The organism is Paractinoplanes tereljensis (genome assembly GCF_016862435.1).
Taxonomy (GTDB): domain Bacteria; phylum Actinomycetota; class Actinomycetes; order Mycobacteriales; family Micromonosporaceae; genus Actinoplanes; species Actinoplanes tereljensis.
Genome location: NZ_BOMY01000042.1, coordinates 122683 through 138611 on the forward strand (window position 1 = coordinate 122683; position 15929 = coordinate 138611).

Sequence of the window (15929 nt, forward strand, 5' to 3'; positions counted from 1 at the left end):
GCCCCGTCGCCGGGTCAGGCCCGCGGAGCCGCGGTCAGCGTGACGGCCGTACTCGCCGCGAGGGCGACGGGCGCGGTGACGTCATTGCCGTACGTGCGGGAGGTCGCCGTCTGGACGCCGCCGATCTCCACCGTCCCGGCCAGCGGCGAGGTCACCGTGACCGTGCCGGCCGAGCGGTCGTACACCGCGTCCACACCCGCGCCGAGCTGGGCGAAGTGCGCGTTGCGCTCGGCGGTGTAGGCACCCACCTCGGACGGCGGCAGGTTGAGCAGCGGGGCCGAGTAGTACGCCGCGTACTTGCTCACCACCGCCTCCGTCCAGTCGCTGAGCAGGGTGTTGCCCGAGCCGTAGTCGTTGGTGTTGGCGATGTGGAAGGTGTGCGTGCCGATCGAGCCCTGCACCACGTGCTGCAGCCCGATGCCGGCCTCGTAGTCGACGATCTGGGCGTACGTGCGGTTGGTCGGCCAGTACGGGAACCGGCCGTTCGGGCCGTAGAAGGAGTTGTAGAACGCGGTCTCCTCGTCCGGCGTGGTGACGAAGTAGGCGATGTTGGTCGGCCAGCCCGGCACCACCGACAGGCTCGGCTCCAGCGGGTGCACCAGGTTGCCGTTGAAGTGGGCCGGCACCTGGCTGGCGAACGACATGTTGCCCTGCAGGTATTTCACGCCGAGGTCCTTGGCCGCCTGCAGCAGGTTGGGGTTCGAGCCGGCCAGGCCGTGGTCGACCGGCACGCCGGTGTCGTCGTTCGGGTCGTCGGTGTAGACGCCCAGACCCGAGTACTCCGGCGTCTTGAGCACGTCGTCGGCCGGGGTGAGCCCGATCGCCTGACCCGCGCTGCGGTTGGTGGCGATCTCGCCGTACGTGGTGTTGTAGTCGGTGAAGTTCAGCTCGGGGTGGTTGAGCGTGTGGTTGACCCACCGGAAGTGCGAGGCGAGGCACTTGGTGGTGGCGGTGAGCTCGGTGGCGCCGCCGTTCGGGCTGCACGTGTTGCCGGCGAACGGGTCGATGTCGGCGCCGTTGTAGGCCAGGTTGAAGGTGAAGCCGGCGGCCTGCGGGTAGGCCGTACGCAAGGCGATCTGCTCGTTGTCGAGGTTTACCGCGTCGTGCGCGGTGACCTGCCAGCCCGGGTCGTACTCGACGTGGCCGTCCGGGTAGTAGTGGTCGGCGGTGTTGAACCAGTCGTCGACGTCGACGCCCAGGTAGTGCCGCTGCTCGCCCAGGTAGAGGCCCTTGGTGGCCCACCGGATGAGGCCGTAGACCAGCAGGTCGGACTGCAACAGGTACTGGTTCGAGGTGAAGGTCAGCGCGAGCCGCTCGCGCCCGTCGGTGGACGTGGTCCGCACGCCGAGCACGTTGGTGCCGTCGGTCAGCGTGGCGTCGGCCGCGCAGCCGGAGGCGATGCTGGTCTTGTAGACGTACGACTGCTGCAGCCCGATGGTGGCGGCCGGCTTGAGGTAGTCGAACACGCCGGCGCCGGCCGTGGTCAGCGACACGTTCAGCGGGGTGTCACCCACCGACACCTCACCGGCCGAGCGCAGGCAGTAATCCTCGGGCCAGGTGCCGTAACTGGTGTAGAGCGCGGCCTGCCGGACCCCGAAGTTGCGTTCGTAGGCCCAGAGGATGTTCCACTCCGCGCTGTCCAGCCCGTTGAGGTACGTGCTGCCGGAGGCGTACACCTGCATGCTGTTGGTCAGCAGGATCGCGTTGTACTTCCCGGTGCCGTCGGCGCGCACCAGGGTGTCGGTGGTGATCGTGGTGGTGGCGTCGTAGAGGACGTCGTAACCGGCGCCGAGCCGGTCCAGGGTCGCCTTCCAGGTGGCCACCCCGAAGTCGTCGGTGTTGGTGGCCACGATCAACGCCCGCAGGGCGACGCGGTCGTTGGCGCCGGCCAGCGCCGCGGTCTTGGCCGCGGTGACCGCGACCTTCCCGGTACGGCGTGGCAGCGGGGCGGGTGCGGTCACCTTCGGCGCGGCCACCGCGCCCTGGCCGGGCACCTGCGGCGGGGCGGCGACACGCGGTCCGGGCTGGGCGTTCGCGGGTACCGGCAGGGCGGCAACGAGGGCGCCGGTGGCGAAAGCGGCGAGGATGGTGCGTACCGCTCGGCGGCGCGCGGGACGAGCAGGAGCCATCAGGCAACCTCCACGGCTGAGGACGGAGGGATCTTTGAAAAGCTGGCCGACGGCGAGTCTAAGCAAAACTTAAGGTTCTGATCCGCCCTCGCTAATGTCTCCAGGTTGACCACGCATTCAATTGACACGCATTGATCACAGTGATAGCGGACCATATTACGAGGCAGTGATCTCCGGCCCGACTAGCGAGTTTGCGGCCGCCTCGGTAATACGCCGTTCACATTCACTAGCGTCACTGCAACGGCCAGCTGCGGGCGATCGTCCACATTGGTCGACCAATGTCCGGATTCTAGGCATCTGCGTGGATCAACGCAGCTCGGGAAACCGTCCTAGATGGATGGTGATGAGACGCCCGGCCCATCATCCCGCCCGGATGATGCGCGAAACCGGCGGCCTGCCGCGCATTTCCGGCCACCCCGCACCGCCCGTCGCGTTACCCGCCGGAAATCCGCACCGGGCCGCCCGCAGCCACCCACTGCAAATTACCCACGGGTATTTGCAGGCGTGGATATCGGCCGCGCCGGGACCGCCGGGCGGCGAGCCGGGGCCGCAAGTGATCTTCAGCGCTTACCGCGGTAAGCCATTCGAGATCACGTAGCCTCACGACATGGCCGAGAATCTCGCCACCGCTTCGTACAACCGCCGCCACGATCTGCTGCAGCGGTTGCGAACCGACGGCCGGCTCGACGTCTCGGCAATTGCCGAGGAGGTCGGAATCTCCCGGGAAACCCTGCGGCGGGATCTGCGCAAGCTGGAAAGCCAGGGTTTGCTGCGACGCAGTTACGGGGTCGCCTATCCGGTCGAGAGCGGCGCCTACGAAAGCGAGCTCTCGGCCCGGGTCGACAGCAACGTCGAGGAGAAGATGCGGATCGCGACCGCCGCGATCTCGCACCTGGGCGCGGCCCAGAACGTGTTCATCGACGAGGGCTTCACCACCCAGCTGATCGCCCAGCACCTGCCGGAGAGTGAGCACTTCACGGTGATCACCCCGTCGCTGCCGATCGCCGCCCTGCACTGGGCGTGAGCTCGCGCCCGGCATGGCCCGGGTGTTCACCGAGGCCGACATCCGGCTTTCTGCATTGTTGCCGCGCTGTTTCTAATTGTCTTACCGATCCGGGCTCGATGCGGACGGAATCCGAGGGAGGCAGCACGCGATGACTATTCAGGGATCGCCCTCAATATCGGCGGATACGATTACCGCCACCACGGCCGAAGGTCCCGTCCGAGGCCGCCGGCACGACGGCTACCGCACCTTCTTCGCCGTGCCCTACGCGGCGGCCCCGGTCGGTGACCTGCGCTTCGCCCCGCCCCGGCCGGCCGTGGCCCGCGCGGCCGAACTCGACGCCACCACCATGGGCGCGATCTGCGAGCAGGACCTCGACCCGCTGCCCTTCAACATCCCGCCCACCCAGCACAACTTCTTCCACCCCGACGCCGTCCCGTCCGAGGACAGCCTCACGCTGAACATCTGGACCCCGGACGTCGAGGGCACCGCCCCGGTCCTGTTCTGGATCCACGGCGGCGCCTTCCTGTACGGCTCCGGCACCGGCAGCTGGACCGACGGCGCCCGGCACGCCCGCGAACACGGCGTCGTGGTGGTGTCGATCAACTACCGGCTGGGCATCCTCGGCGGGCTCTACCTCGGCGACAAGCGCGACGGGTGGGTCAACGTCGCGTTGCAGGACCAGATCCAGGCGCTGCGCTGGGTGCACGAGAACATCGCCGCGTTCGGTGGCGACCCGGCCAACGTGACCATCGCCGGCCAGTCGGCCGGCGCGATGTCGGCGGCCGGGATTCTCGTCTCGCCGGCCGCCGAGGGCCTGTTCCGGCGGGCCATCGTGCAGAGCGGCCACCTCGGGGTGACCACCAGCATCGACGACGCGATCGCACACCGGAACACGGTGCTGCGCCAGTTCGGCATCGACCCCGGCGCCGACGACGCGATCGAGCAGCTCCAGCGGGTCAACATCCTGCGCGTGCTGGCCGTGCAGCGGTCGCACGGGGTCACCCTGGGCACCTTCCCGCTGGTGCGCGACGGTCAGGTGATCGCCGCCGACCCGCTCGAGCTGCTGCGCTCCGGCGCCCGCCGCGACATCGACCTGCTGATCGGCACCGACGCCGAGGAGGACCGGCTGCTGCGGCACGTGCTGCCGAACATCTGGGGCCCGATCCTGGTCAACACCGCGATGCTGGCGGCGATCAACCTGGGCGTGCAGGCCGGTCTCAACTACCTCAACCTCGGCGTCAAGCCGCCCGCGCCGAGCTGGGGCGGGCTGGTCGCGGAGGCGCAGATCAACCTGCAGCTCCAGCCCTGGCTGGTGATCCCGAGCGGGCTGACCATCGCGCTCACCATCGTGGCGTTCATCCTGCTGGCCGACGGCCTGCGCGACGCCACCAGCCGGTCTTTTGTAGTCAGCCGGCCGGTTTCACTCCGGCCGTCGGCTTCAGCCGACGACGTCGAACCCGCGCCCGGTGTGCTCGAGGTCCGGCACCTGAACGTGCACTTCGGACCGCTGCGGGTGGTCGAGGACGTCAGCTTCAGTCTGCAGGCCGGGGAGATCCTCGGCATCGTCGGCGAATCCGGCTGCGGCAAGTCGGTCACCGTGAGCGCGGTGCTGGACAGCCTCGGGCCGGCCGGGCGCACCACCGGGAGCATCCGGTTCGACGGCACCGATCTGCTGACCGCGCCGGCCCGGGTCCGGGCGGCAACCCGGGGCAGCGGGATCGCCTATGTATCCCAGGATCCGATGGTCGCGCTCGACCCGAGCTTCACCATCGGCGCTCAGCTCGGCGAGATCGTCCGCACCCACAACAAGGGCAGCCGGGCCGCGGCCCGGGCCCGGGTCCTCGAGCTCCTGACCGACGTCGGGCTGCCCGATCCGCCGGCGCTGGTGAAGAAGTACCCGCACCAGATCTCCGGCGGGCAGGCGCAGCGGGTGTCGATCGCGTGCGCGCTGGCCGGCCGGCCCCGGGTGCTGGTCGCCGACGAGCCCACCACCGCGCTCGACGTCACCGTGCAGGGCGAGATCCTCAGCCTGCTGCGCCGGCTGCGCGACGAGGCCGGGATGGCGATCATCCTGATCACCCACGACCTCGGTGTGATCGCCGACCTGTGCGACCGGGTCGCGGTGATGTACGCGGGCCAGATCGTCGAGACGGCACCGGTCCGGACGCTGTTCGAGCACCCGTCCCACCCGAACACGGCGGCGTTGATCCAGGCCAATCCGATCGTCGCCGAGCGTGGCGGGTTGCTGCCGTCGATCCCCGGGGTCGTCCCGGCCCCGGCCGACTGGCCGGTCGGCTGCCACTTCTACGAGCGCTGCGCCTTCAGTACGCCTTCGTGTGCCGCCGATCCGATCCCGCTGGTGCCCTCGGGTGTGGCTCAGGCCGCCCGGTGCATTCACCTCGACGCCGTCCTGGGGGCGAAATCATGACTCTGCTTCAGGTCGACGACCTCACGGCCGAACAGGACTGCCTCTACACCCTGGTGATCAAGCACGCCGACGGCAGCCGCGAGGCCCGGGTGATCGGCAGCATCGTCGACTACGTGTTCGCGCCGGACGACCCGGTCGCGGCGATCGAGCGGATGGCCCGGCCCGAGGTGCGCATCGTGTCGATGACCGTCACCGAGGGCGGGTACAACTTCGACCAGGTGACCGGCGAGTTCGTCGCGGACAACCCGGCCATCCGGCACGACCTGGCCCATCCGCAGGCGCCGACGACGATCTTCGGCTATCTGACCGCCGCGCTGAAACTCCGCCGGGAGCGGGGCATCCCGCCGTTCACGGTGATGTCCTGCGACAACATCCAGGGCAACGGCCACGTCGCCCGGCGGATGCTTGTCGCGTACGCCCGGCTGACCGGCGACGAGTTCGCCGACTGGATCGGGTCGTCGGTGCACTTCCCCAACTCGATGGTCGACCGGATCACCCCGGTCACCACCGACGCCGACCGGGCCGAGGTGGCCGACACGTTCGGCATCCGGGACGCCTGGCCGGTGGTCGCCGAGCCGTTCTTCCAGTGGGTCCTGGAGGACGAGTTCGGCGCCGGCCGGCCACCCTGGGAGCAGGCCGGCGTGCAGGTGGTGCCGGACGTCGAGCCGTACGAGCTGATGAAGTTGCGCCTGCTGAACGCCTCGCACCAGGCCATGGCCTACTTCGGTTACCTGGCCGGCTACCGGTACGCGCACGAGGCCGCGCAGGACCCGGCGATCGTGTCGCTGCTCGCCGGGTACATGGCCGAGGCGACCCCCACGCTGCGCCCGGTGCCCGGCGTCGACCTGGCCGGTTACCAGCGGGAGCTGATCGAACGCTTCTCCAACCCGGAGGTACGGGACACCCTGGCCCGGCTGTGCGCGGAGACCAGCGACCGGATCCCGAAGTGGTTGCTGCCGGTGGTGCGGGAGAACCTGGCCGCCGGCCGCCCGGTGGTGCTGGCGGCGGCGGTCTGCGCGAGCTGGGCCCGGTACGCCGAGGGCGTCGACGAGAAGGGCGCACCCATAGACGTCGTGGACCGGCTGGCCGACCGGGTCACCGCGGCGGCCCGCCGTTACCCCGACGACCCGGCCGCCTTCCTGCGCGATCCCCAGCTGTTCGGCGACCTGGTCGACGAGCCGGACTTCCGGCTGCCCTACCTGGCCGCGCTCAAGTCGCTGCACGAGCAGGGAGCGGCGGCCACCCTGCTCACGCTCTGAGGCGTCCCACTCCGCCCCACACTGCCGCCGGGTTGGTCCGGTCCGCCTCGGTCACCGGCCGCCAGTCCGGCACCCGGACCACACCCGGCTCCAGCAGCTCCAGCCCGTCGAAGAAGCTCGCCACCTGCCCGTGGTCGCGGAAGGTCAGCCGGGTGTGCATCAGCTGGTTCATCCGCGAGGCCGCCTTGCGCACGCCACTGTGGATGTCGATGGCCGGGTGCGACAGCACCAGGAAACTGCCCGGCACGAGGGCCGCCATCAGCCGTCGCACGATCGCCGCCGGGTCGTCCTCGTCGGTGATGCAGTGCAGGACGGCGATCAGCATAACCGCGACGGGCCGGCCGAAGTCCAGGGTGTCGGCGGCCTCCCGCAGGATCCGCTCGGTGTCCCGCAGATCGGCGTCCAGGTAGGCGGTGGCGCCCGGGTCGGCACCGGTCAGCAGGGCGCGCGCATGGCTGAGCACGATCGGGTCGTTGTCGACGTAGACCACGCGGCTGTCCGGCGCTACTTCGTGCGTGTTGTTGGCCGCCGGCAGCCCCGTGCCGATGTCGAGGAACTGCCGAACCCCGTAGTCGGCGGCCAGGCACCGCACGGTCCGGGCCAGGAAGGCCCGGTTCCCGAGCACACCCTCGACAACCTCGGGCGAGTCTTCCTTCATCATGTCGGCCACTTGCCGATCGATGGCGAAGTTGTCCTTGCCACCAAGCCAGTAGTCGTACACGCGCGCGATATGAGCGACCTGGGTGTCCACCGGCCGCGATCCCTGCGTCATGCCGCGAGATTCTTGCACATGTCTACGCTGCCCACTGTGGACATGAACGACTTCTGGACCTTCATCGAACACTCCCAGGGAGCCGACGACCGCGAGGCCTTCCTGGCCCACCGGCTCGGCGGGATCCCCCGCTCCGACCTGCTCGATTTCGTCCAGCACCTGTCCGCGACGCGGGAGCCAGCTAACACCTACCGCCTGTGGCGGGCAGCGGACATCCTCATGGAGGGCCGCTGCAGCACCGACGAATTCCACTACTTCCAGATGTGGCTGGTAGGGCAAGGCCGCACGGCATACGACCAGGCGATCGCCAACCCTGACAGCCTCGCCGAGGTGCCGGCCATCCAGAGTCTGGCGTCAATCCCACAGCCCTGGCCGGACGACGACTACCCCACGTGGGAGTCCCTGGAATACGTAGCCTGCGAGGTAGGCGAACAGCGGCCCGACATCGACGGCGACATCCGCGACGTCGTCACCGACGAACGCCACGTAACGCTGCGCTCAGACCCCAGCCCCACCGACGTCGAATGGGCCCGCTTGAACCCCGAAGAGCTGGCCCTCCGTTACCCCCGCCTGTGGACGCTGTTCGGCGAGCACTGGACCGCATAGGCCCTACTTCAGCTCGGCGCCCCGGGCCACTGGAAGACCAGGGCCGCCGCGGGAACCTCGTCGTCGACCAGCAGCCGGACCAGTTCGTCGAACAATCCGTCCAGGTCCTCTCGATCGGCCAGGTCATAGTGCTTGTTCACGCCCCGGTCGTCGGTCAGGCGCAGGGTAGCGAGTTCCGCCTCGCCGCTGCTCCAGATCATGACCTCCACCATCCAGACCGCGGACTCGAACTCCACGCTCGTGACCGGCTTCCCATGATTGGGGTGAATGGGACGCACGCGCTGGTCGAACTCCAGCGCAGCCCACGTGCTTGCTCGCTGCTGGACTGCCGACGCCAACTCCTCAAGCGGAAAATCCACAGCACCGATGATCCCTGGGCGTGCGGGAATCGGCGTGACGGGGCGGGCTGGGGCGGCGAGAATCCGAGCGTGATGTTTCTGTTTCCCGGTGATGTGGTCCGGCCTCGTCGCGTGGATGAGCACTTCGCCGGAGAGGCGGAGGCTGCTCGCGCGGCGGGCTGTCCCGTTGCTCTGGTCGACCATGACGCCGCCGCCCGCGGTGAGGTAGCCGACGCGGTGGCGCGGGTGCCGGGCGGTGCGACGGCGGTCTATCGCGGGTGGATGCTCTCCAGCCGCCGGTATGCCGAACTCGACAGCGCGCTAGCCGGCCGCGGGGTCCGGTTGCACACGGATGGCGAGCGGTATCGCCGCGCCCATGAGCTACCGGGCTGGTACGACGCCCTGTCCGCGTTCACTCCGGCGTCGCGGTGGACCACCGGCACCGACCGACGTGACTTCGAGGCTGTCCGGGCCGGGCTGGGATCCGGGCCGGCTGTGCTGCGCGACTACAGCAAGTCGATGAAGCATTACTGGCTCGAAGCGGCCTACATCCCGGACCTCGCCGACGCCGTCCAGGCTTGGGCGGTCGCCGAACGGATGGTGCAGTTACGCGGAGACGACCTGGCCGGTGGGTTCGTCGTTCGCCGCTTCGAAGAGTTCACCGGTGCCGAGGCGCGAAGCTGGTGGATCGACGGCGTCCGCCGCCTGGTCACCGCCCACCCCGACACCCCCGACGAACTGCCGCCGCCCGATCTCGACCTCACCGGACTGCAGCCGGCCATCGCCGCGCTGGCCCTTCCCTTCGTCACCGTCGATCTGGCCCGACGCGCCGACGGGACATGGCGAGTGATCGAACTCGGCGACGGCCAGGTCAGCGACCGCCCCGCCAGCACCCCACCGGCAGACCTGATCAACGCCCTCATTCAGAACTTTCCAGAAGGGACCGTCTCAGGAAACTCACCGAGTATCACGGAGGCTCAGCCGCGCTGACGCCCGAACGTGCCCGAAGGCTGTTTCTTTCCGCCTTTCCCTTACCGGGCAAGTAGCCACACTCATTCCCGAGAACAGCTCCGGTTGAATTCGGCAACGAATATCGCCGACCCCTCCTCAGCCCGATTGCGGCAGCGGTCTCCACCCCGCGCGCGGTCTCGGCCGTGGGCGCACACGGCTCGGCGTGACCGGGCACGGCCGCCGCGTGCAGGTTGCCTCCGCCGGCCAGATCAACGGCGGCACGGCCTCGGCCTCATCGTGCAGACCCAACTCGCCGCACTCCCGGGAGCAGCCCTGCGACCGGCATCGCTTCCACGCATACCGGCGAATGAGCCCCCACCGCCGCCGGGGCGCATGATCCCGGCGGAACTCGTCTTTCTCGGGAGAATAGTTTCGCGCTTTTGTACGATCCCGCATGGCAGCGATTGCTTCTCGGGTGAATAGCTGAAGCTGCTGGTATCTCATGCCTATATTCTCTCGCGCCCCGAACCGCGCCCGCCAATATTTGATCATGCCAATAATGGAAGCCATCCGGAACCGAACGGGTCAATTACATGACCTATCAAACAAACAATTCACTTCCGATAGACGGAAGCAACTCAGGCCGCCGAGCGCATGGGAGCACACCGCGAGGCGACCCCGCCGCGCTCGGAGTCACGCTGTCCGTCACGGCCCAAAGGCCGCACCGGGAATGCATCGACGTGGGCTGGGGGTGGCGGCACAATCGGAGTGTGCGCAGGAACGTTGCGGCGGCTGGGAGTGCGGCCTTCTTTGCTCTGGCACCGGGGACCGTTGCTGGGCTGCTGCCCTGGTGGTTGACCGGGTGGCGGACTGATGCCGCGTTCGGGCACTGGGTCGTGGCTCGGGTGGTCGGGATTCTGCTTCTGGGTGCTGGGACCGTCGTACTCGTGCAGGCCTTTGTTCGGTTTGTGGTTGATGGGTTTGGCACTCCGGCGCCTATCGCGCCGCCGGATCGCCTGGTCGTCAGTGGGTTGTATCGCTACGTCCGCAATCCGATGTACCTCGCGGTTGTCGCGGTCATCCTTGGGCAGGCACTACTGCTCTGGCGGCCGGTCCTGCTGCCCTACGCCCTGGTCGTCGGCGGGGCCATGGTCGCGTTCGTCGTCGGCTATGAACAACCGGCCCTCACCCAGCGGTTCGGCCGTGAATACCTGGCCTACCGGCGTGCCGTCCCGGGCTGGTGGCCGCGGCTCAGGCCGTACCGTGGTTGCGGTGGCACCGGCCATGCGGGAGGGTCGGCTCATGGCGGATGAATCGGGAAGCCGGGCGCAGACCCTCGCCTGGCAGGGTGTCGCCAACCGAGTCGTTCGCGGGCTGCTGCGGACTCCCCTGCTGTCCCGCGTGGTGGGGGAACGGCTGATCACCCTGTATGTGGTGGGTCGCAAATCCGGTAAGCGCTACCCGGTTCCGGTCGCCTATCTCGCGCATGAGGGTGCCTTGCTGATCGGTACGCCGTTCGGCTGGGGGCGCAACCTTCGTACGGGGGTTCCGGTCGAGGTTCGGTTCAAGGGGCGGCTTCGGGTGGCCGATGTGGTGGTTCGCGCCGATGAGGACGCCGTGGTCGAGGACTACGCCGTGATGGCTCGCCACAACCGGAACTTCGCCAGTTTCAACAAGATCGGCATCGACCAGGACGGCAATCCTGACCCGGCCGACCTGCGCCTGGCATGGACCGCCGGCGCCCGCGCCTTCCGGTTGAAGTTGCGCTGACGCCGGGGTCACCAAGGTCAGGACAGGAAGCTGCCGTACGGGCCGGCCAAGATGGCGTTCTTCTGGGCCTGGCTGAAGTGGGTGTTGGGGTAGTCGTAGAACGAGCCGGACATCGGGGTGCCGTCGGTTGACGTGGAGTCGGGCAGGCCGAAGCCGTGGCCCAGTTCGTGCACCATGCCGCCGTACCAGCGGTTCATCGCGCCGTTGATGCCGGCTGCGCCGTCTGCGTCGTGGCCGCTCAGCACCACCCAACCTGGGCTGGCTCCGCCGCCGGACTGGTTGGTCTCCTCGGCGCTGATCTCGCCTACGCACAGCCAGCGGCTGTCCGGGTTGCTGATGCTGAAGCGGCGCATCAGCTCCTGGTGCATGTTGCCGACGACGCACCAGTAGTGGTCGCTGCCGGTGCAGTTGGTGGTGATGTACCAGTTGCGGTCGTGTTCGCCGTTGACCACCTCGACGACGGTGTTGTTCAGCTTGAAGGTCTTGCCCAGCTCCTGCTTGTAGTAACGCTGGGCCTCGCGCACGACGGCCGCTATCCCGTCGGGGTAGCGCTGGTCGTACGCGACGTCGGTGGGTTTGAGCCAGAAGACCCGGACCGTCCCGGGGACCGCGGAACTGCTCGGCGTGGGAGTGGGAGCGGTAGTGGGAACGGTAGTGGGAGTGCCGGTGGTCGGGGTGACCGAGCCGGTGCAGGCGACGCCGTTCAGGGTGAAGGCGGACGGCACCGGGTTGCTGCCGGTCCACGATCCGTTGAAGCCGAACGACGTGCTGGCACCGGTGGTCAGCGCGCCGTTGTAACCGACGTTGACGGCGGTCACCGCGGCTCCGCTCTGGGTGACCGTGGCGTTCCACGCCTGGGTTACCGTCTGGCCGGCGCCGAACGACCAGCGCAGCGTCCACCCGGTGATCGGGTCACCGAGGTTGGTGACGGCCACACCGGCGCCGAAGCCGCCCTGCCACTGCGAACTGACCGTGTAGGACACCTGGCAGCCGGCCGCGGCGGCGCTGGCACCGGTGGCGGTGACAGCGACCGTCGCACCCAGCGTGGCCGCCGCGGCGACCACCAAAAGTCGAGAGCGCATCGTTTCCTCCGAGGACTGGAGATTGATGTTTGTCTATCACCATGCCTTCCGAAAACGTTTTCGGAAAGAGGGTTGCTCTCGACAGTTCGCCGACATTGAGTGGCCAGGATCTCGGGCATGTCCATCTCCAGGAACCTCACCATCGCCGTCGGCCTGTGCCTCCTCGCCGGCTGCGGCGGCACCGACACGACCGACTCCCCCGGCGTCGCCAGCATCGCGCAGCCAACCGCCTCCGCCTCGGCAGAAGAAAAATCCCCGGCCGAAGCAAAGGCCCCGGCGGAACGGCCGCTCATCCGGTCGGACGCCTCCGAGGAGGAGCAAACCCGGCTGCGGGACGTCTACATCGACTGCCTGTGGGCGAACGGCTTTCCCCGGCAGGGCGCGGTCAAGGGCGCCAACGGCGGTTACCCCGCCGACCTCACGGACTTCGACCTGGCGCCGGGGGTCGTCGAGAAGATCAAGAAGGAGTGTGGCGCCAAGGAGCCCGAGCTGCCGATCCAGCGGGCGAAGCGGCTCGACCCGCACTACGCCGATCACGTCGAGGCGAACGTCCGGTGCCTCAACCAGCACGGCCTCAAAGCCGTTGTCGAGAACGACGCGCCGGCCCTGGTGAACGGACTGCCCAGCCAGAGCGACGGCCACTGGCTCGACGACTGCGAGCGGGAGGCGTTCGCCGACTACTACTCGACGCTCAACTGAGGGCCTCGGTCGGCATCAGCCGGGCCGCACGCATCGCCGGGTAGGCGCCGGCGACCACCCCGGTCGCCAGCGCACCGGCGAGGCCGGCCAGGGCCGCGCCGGCCGGGATCACCAGTGGCCAACTCTGGTACCAGGCGTAACCGGTGGTCGCCGCGATCCCGAGCAGGGTTCCGGCGACGCCGCCGAGTGCGGACAGCACGACCGACTCGGTGATGAACTGGGCCCGGATCTGGCCGCGGTGGGCGCCCAGCGCCCGGCGGAGCCCGATCTCGGAGCGCCGTTCGAGGACCGAGATCACCATCGTGTTGGCGACGCCGATCCCGCCGACCAGCAGGGCGATCGCGGCCAGCCCGAGGAACAGGGCGGAGAAGCTGCTCTCGGTGGCCCGCTTCGCGGCGAGGGCGTCGGACGGGCGGGTGACCTGGACGTTCGACGGCTTCTGCGGGTCGATGGTGGCCGGCAGTACGGCGCTGACCGCCTCGATCTGATCCTCCTCGGCCTGCAGGTAGATCACCGTGGGATGGCCGTCGAAATGCGTCAGGGTGCGGGCGGCGTCCCAGCCGATCAGCGCGGCCCGGTCGATGTCCGGCGAGAGCGGGACGCTGTCCAGGATGCCGATCACGGTGCACCACTGATCGGCGATCAGCACCTGAGGCCCGGTCCCGCTGAAAGGTAGGCCGGTAAGGCCGAGCCGGGTCGCGGCCACCGAACCGAGCACGACCATCGGCAGGGACTCGCTGGTGGCGTCGAGGAACCGGCCGACTCGGACCCGGCCGTTGAGGGTGGTGAGCAGATTGGCCTTGCTGGCCAGGACGCTCAGGCCGAGCCCGTCGGCCGGATCGGTCCGGTCGTTGCGGCGGATCACGCTGTGCGTGTTGGCCACCGCGCTGGCGGTCAGCACCGGCCCGATCCGGGCCACCATGGCCGGCGCGTCCTCGGGCAGCAGCACCGGCGGGTTCCGGTCCGGGACCGGCGTGGCCTGCAGGGTGTTGGTGCCCAGCGCCGACAGGGTCCGCAGCAGGTCGGCCTGGCTGGACGCCGGAATGCCGGTCACCACCAGCATGGTGGCGATGCCGATCGCGATGCCCAGCGACGACAGCGCGGCCCGCATCTTCCGGGTCCGGATGCCGACCAGGCCGAGCCCGACCAGATCACGCGGGCCAAGGCGACTCATGCCGCACCGGCCAGGCGGCCGTCCCGCATCCGTACCTGGCGGGGTGCCCGGGCGGCGATGTCCCGGTCGTGCGTGATGATCGCGATGGTGGTGCCGTCCGCGTTCAGCCGGGTCAGCAACTCCATCACGGCCTGGCCGTTGGCGGTGTCCAGGGCGCCGGTCGGCTCGTCGGCCAGCACCAGGGCCGGGCCGTTCACCAGGGCCCGGGCGATGGCCACCCGCTGCCGCTCGCCGCCGGACAACTCGTGCGGCCGGTGCGCGCGGCGGTGGCCGAGCCCGACCCGGTCGAGGGCCTCCTCGGCGAGCCGGCGCCGGTTCCGGCGGGGCACTCCGGCGTAGAGCAGGCCGGTGCTGACGTTCTCGGTCGCGCTCAGCCCGGCGGTGAGGTGGAACTGCTGGAAGACGAAGCCGAGCCAGCGGCCGCGCAGGTCGGACAGCCGCCGGTCGGACAACCGGGTGACGTCCTGGCCGAGGATCTCGACCGTTCCCGAGGTGGGCCGGTCGAGGGTGCCCATGATGTTCAGCAGGGTCGACTTGCCGGAACCGGACGGGCCGACGATGGCCAGCATCTCGCCCGGCTCGATGTCGAGGGACACGTCGTCGAGGGCGGTGACCGCTCCGGCGTACCGCTTGGTGGCGTGCCGGACCGCGAGCACGGCGCTCATCCGGTGGTCACCACGGTCAGGCCGTCGGTGAGGCCGGGGCCGCTGATCTCGACCCGGCCGGCGGCGAAGATGCCGGTCTTGACGGCGATCAGGGCACCGTCCGGCGTCTGCACGGCGTAGCCGCCCTCGCGCAGGGCGAGCAGCGCGCCGGTCGCCACGGTCAGCACCTGCTGATGCGTCTGCGCGGCGAAGGAGACCTGGAGCTCGGCCGAGTCGACGCGTTTCAGCACGGCCGGTTTGTCGAGGGTGAGGGTGATGGCGAGTTTCGGGGTGGTTCCACCGTCCGGGGTCTGCAGCGCCGTGCTCACCGAGGTCACCCGGGCCGGCGTGGTGGTGCCGTCGGACAGGGCCACGGTGGCGCGGTCGCCGTTGTCGATCGCGGCGGCCTCGCCCTCGTCGGCCTGCACCGTGATCACCTTGGCGGTCGACGTGGTCGACAGCAGTTCGCCGGCGGCCGGGTCACCGACCTGCGCCGACAACGCGCTGACCCGGATCGCGGCCGGCAGCACGAGCACCGAGCCGGCGGTGAGTGGTGTTTCCGGGAGGCCGAGGTCCCGCTGCCAGGCCTTGATCGCGGCGAGCAGGGCGGCGGTGAGGACCGCCTCGCCGTCGCGGACCTTGGTGACCGGGGCGCCGACCGAGTAGCCGAGGGCCCGCAGGTTGTCGCGCACCACCTTCACGTCCCGGCCGACCGTGTCCGGCGTGACCAGGTCCCGGTAGAGCGGCGTCCGGCCGTAGAACAGCGGCACCGGCTCGTCGTTCACCGCGTACACCCGCTGGCCCCGGGTGATCGTCGCGCCGGCGGCCGGCAGCCAGGTGAGCACTCCGGTCCGGCTGCCGTTGAGGACCCGGACCGGACCGTGACCCAGGGTGCCGGGCATTGTCCGTACGGTGGAGATGTCGCCCTTTTTGATCTTGATGGTGGCCGGCGCAGAAACGGCCGGAGCGACCACCTCGGGCCGGGCCGGCCAGCGGGCGAGGCCGAGGGCCGCGGCCAGCACGGCCAGCGGCGCCGCGACGAGAACGACGGCTCGGCGGGAGAGGCGCATG

At 69.4% G+C, this 15929-nt stretch carries 15 protein-coding genes; 8 read left to right on the plus strand and 7 right to left on the minus strand.

The features are described 5' to 3' along the window. Window positions 1–14: 14 nt before the first annotated feature. The gene (locus Ate02nite_RS32920) at window positions 15–2129 is read right to left on the minus strand and encodes an Agd3-related carbohydrate-binding protein (RefSeq protein ID WP_203811773.1); all 2115 of its coding nucleotides are present in this window, start codon (window positions 2127–2129) and stop codon (window positions 15–17) included. Between the two features lie 607 nt (window positions 2130–2736). Here Ate02nite_RS32920 and Ate02nite_RS32925 point away from each other — a divergent pair. From Ate02nite_RS32925 to Ate02nite_RS32935, 3 genes are all read left to right on the plus strand, one after another. Then, the gene (locus Ate02nite_RS32925) at window positions 2737–3153 is read left to right on the plus strand and encodes a DeoR/GlpR family DNA-binding transcription regulator (RefSeq protein WP_203811774.1); all 417 of its coding nucleotides are present in this window, start codon (window positions 2737–2739) and stop codon (window positions 3151–3153) included. Window positions 3154–3283: 130 nt separating this feature from the next. Next, the gene (locus Ate02nite_RS32930) at window positions 3284–5563 is read left to right on the plus strand and encodes an oligopeptide/dipeptide ABC transporter ATP-binding protein (RefSeq protein ID WP_203811775.1); all 2280 of its coding nucleotides are present in this window, start codon (window positions 3284–3286) and stop codon (window positions 5561–5563) included. Next, window positions 5560–6822 carry a mannitol dehydrogenase family protein gene (locus Ate02nite_RS32935; protein ID WP_203811776.1) on the plus strand — a complete coding sequence of 421 codons (1263 nt, stop codon included), beginning with the start codon at window positions 5560–5562 and terminating at the stop codon, window positions 6820–6822. The genes Ate02nite_RS32930 and Ate02nite_RS32935 overlap by 4 nt, the downstream gene beginning before the upstream one ends. On the opposite strand, the gene Ate02nite_RS32940 is transcribed toward Ate02nite_RS32935, so the two are convergent. Continuing rightward, window positions 6812–7594: an SAM-dependent methyltransferase gene (locus tag Ate02nite_RS32940; protein WP_203811777.1), complete on the minus strand. Its 783-nt coding sequence runs from the start codon at window positions 7592–7594 to the stop codon at window positions 6812–6814. The two genes, Ate02nite_RS32935 and Ate02nite_RS32940, sit on opposite strands and share 11 nt — an antisense overlap. Window positions 7595–7636: 42 nt before the next feature. Between Ate02nite_RS32940 and Ate02nite_RS32945 the strand changes: the two genes are divergently transcribed. Then, window positions 7637–8200: a DUF4240 domain-containing protein gene (locus tag Ate02nite_RS32945; protein WP_239147907.1), complete on the plus strand. Its 564-nt coding sequence runs from the start codon at window positions 7637–7639 to the stop codon at window positions 8198–8200. 8 nt (window positions 8201–8208) lie between these two features. Here the strand turns inward: Ate02nite_RS32945 and Ate02nite_RS50080 are convergent, their stop codons facing one another. Next, complete coding sequence (locus Ate02nite_RS50080; protein WP_498370493.1) at window positions 8209–8742, minus strand: immunity protein TriTu family protein; 534 nt, start codon at window positions 8740–8742, stop codon at window positions 8209–8211. Between Ate02nite_RS50080 and Ate02nite_RS32955 the strand changes: the two genes are divergently transcribed. The 3 genes from Ate02nite_RS32955 to Ate02nite_RS32965 all read left to right on the plus strand — a co-directional run bounded on the left by Ate02nite_RS32955 (window position 8632) and on the right by Ate02nite_RS32965 (window position 11259). Beyond that, window positions 8632–9528 carry an ATP-grasp domain-containing protein gene (locus Ate02nite_RS32955; protein ID WP_498370494.1) on the plus strand — a complete coding sequence of 299 codons (897 nt, stop codon included), beginning with the start codon at window positions 8632–8634 and terminating at the stop codon, window positions 9526–9528. The genes Ate02nite_RS50080 and Ate02nite_RS32955 overlap by 111 nt on opposite strands. A gap of 554 nt (window positions 9529–10082) precedes the next feature. Further along, window positions 10083–10802, plus strand: coding sequence for a methyltransferase family protein (locus tag Ate02nite_RS49560; RefSeq protein WP_275422977.1), 720 nt, complete (start codon window positions 10083–10085; stop codon window positions 10800–10802). Beyond that, the gene (locus Ate02nite_RS32965; protein WP_203811781.1) at window positions 10792–11259 is read left to right on the plus strand and encodes a PNPOx family protein; all 468 of its coding nucleotides are present in this window, start codon (window positions 10792–10794) and stop codon (window positions 11257–11259) included. The genes Ate02nite_RS49560 and Ate02nite_RS32965 overlap by 11 nt, the downstream gene beginning before the upstream one ends. A gap of 17 nt (window positions 11260–11276) precedes the next feature. On the opposite strand, the gene Ate02nite_RS49750 is transcribed toward Ate02nite_RS32965, so the two are convergent. Further along, on the minus strand, window positions 11277–12341 hold the full coding sequence (locus Ate02nite_RS49750) for a cellulose-binding domain-containing protein (protein WP_203811782.1): 1065 nt from the start codon (window positions 12339–12341) through the stop codon (window positions 11277–11279). Between the two features lie 117 nt (window positions 12342–12458). On the opposite strand from Ate02nite_RS49750, the gene Ate02nite_RS32975 reads away from it, so the two are divergent. Continuing rightward, window positions 12459–13040 carry a hypothetical protein gene (locus Ate02nite_RS32975; RefSeq protein ID WP_203811783.1) on the plus strand — a complete coding sequence of 194 codons (582 nt, stop codon included), beginning with the start codon at window positions 12459–12461 and terminating at the stop codon, window positions 13038–13040. On the opposite strand, the gene Ate02nite_RS32980 is transcribed toward Ate02nite_RS32975, so the two are convergent. Genes Ate02nite_RS32980 through Ate02nite_RS32990 form a run of 3 tightly spaced genes read right to left on the minus strand, consistent with a single transcriptional unit; the run spans window position 13033 to window position 15928 of the window. Further along, window positions 13033–14214, minus strand: a complete 1182-nt coding sequence (locus Ate02nite_RS32980; protein ID WP_203811784.1) for an ABC transporter permease — start codon at window positions 14212–14214, stop codon at window positions 13033–13035. The two genes, Ate02nite_RS32975 and Ate02nite_RS32980, sit on opposite strands and share 8 nt — an antisense overlap. Then, window positions 14211–14879 (minus strand): ABC transporter ATP-binding protein, encoded by a 669-nt coding sequence (locus tag Ate02nite_RS32985; RefSeq protein WP_203811785.1) that lies wholly within the window; start codon window positions 14877–14879, stop codon window positions 14211–14213. The genes Ate02nite_RS32980 and Ate02nite_RS32985 overlap by 4 nt, the downstream gene beginning before the upstream one ends. Beyond that, complete coding sequence (locus tag Ate02nite_RS32990) at window positions 14876–15928, minus strand: efflux RND transporter periplasmic adaptor subunit (RefSeq protein ID WP_203811786.1); 1053 nt, start codon at window positions 15926–15928, stop codon at window positions 14876–14878. The genes Ate02nite_RS32985 and Ate02nite_RS32990 overlap by 4 nt, the downstream gene beginning before the upstream one ends. Between the last annotated feature and the right edge of the window lies 1 nt (window position 15929).

What these genes read in the sequence shown, in the direction of transcription:
- Ate02nite_RS32925 (WP_203811774.1), top strand. Translation starts at nt 2,737, where the DNA reads ATGGCCGAGAATCTCGCCACCGCTTCGTACAACCGCCGCCACGATCTG.
- Ate02nite_RS32945 (WP_239147907.1), top strand. Translation starts at nt 7,637, where the DNA reads ATGAACGACTTCTGGACCTTCATCGAACACTCCCAGGGAGCCGACGAC.
- Ate02nite_RS49750 (WP_203811782.1), bottom strand. Translation starts at nt 12,341, where the DNA reads ATGCGCTCTCGACTTTTGGTGGTCGCCGCGGCGGCCACGCTGGGTGCG.
- Ate02nite_RS32930 (WP_203811775.1), top strand. Translation starts at nt 3,284, where the DNA reads ATGACTATTCAGGGATCGCCCTCAATATCGGCGGATACGATTACCGCC.
- Ate02nite_RS32975 (WP_203811783.1), top strand. Translation starts at nt 12,459, where the DNA reads ATGTCCATCTCCAGGAACCTCACCATCGCCGTCGGCCTGTGCCTCCTC.
- Ate02nite_RS49560 (WP_275422977.1), top strand. Translation starts at nt 10,083, where the DNA reads ATGACCTATCAAACAAACAATTCACTTCCGATAGACGGAAGCAACTCA.
- Ate02nite_RS32990 (WP_203811786.1), bottom strand. Translation starts at nt 15,928, where the DNA reads ATGCGCCTCTCCCGCCGAGCCGTCGTTCTCGTCGCGGCGCCGCTGGCC.
- Ate02nite_RS50080 (WP_498370493.1), bottom strand. Translation starts at nt 8,742, where the DNA reads ATGGTCGACCAGAGCAACGGGACAGCCCGCCGCGCGAGCAGCCTCCGC.
- Ate02nite_RS32935 (WP_203811776.1), top strand. Translation starts at nt 5,560, where the DNA reads ATGACTCTGCTTCAGGTCGACGACCTCACGGCCGAACAGGACTGCCTC.
- Ate02nite_RS32940 (WP_203811777.1), bottom strand. Translation starts at nt 7,594, where the DNA reads ATGACGCAGGGATCGCGGCCGGTGGACACCCAGGTCGCTCATATCGCG.
- Ate02nite_RS32965 (WP_203811781.1), top strand. Translation starts at nt 10,792, where the DNA reads ATGGCGGATGAATCGGGAAGCCGGGCGCAGACCCTCGCCTGGCAGGGT.
- Ate02nite_RS32985 (WP_203811785.1), bottom strand. Translation starts at nt 14,879, where the DNA reads ATGAGCGCCGTGCTCGCGGTCCGGCACGCCACCAAGCGGTACGCCGGA.
- Ate02nite_RS32920 (WP_203811773.1), bottom strand. Translation starts at nt 2,129, where the DNA reads ATGGCTCCTGCTCGTCCCGCGCGCCGCCGAGCGGTACGCACCATCCTC.
- Ate02nite_RS32955 (WP_498370494.1), top strand. Translation starts at nt 8,632, where the DNA reads ATGTTTCTGTTTCCCGGTGATGTGGTCCGGCCTCGTCGCGTGGATGAG.
- Ate02nite_RS32980 (WP_203811784.1), bottom strand. Translation starts at nt 14,214, where the DNA reads ATGAGTCGCCTTGGCCCGCGTGATCTGGTCGGGCTCGGCCTGGTCGGC.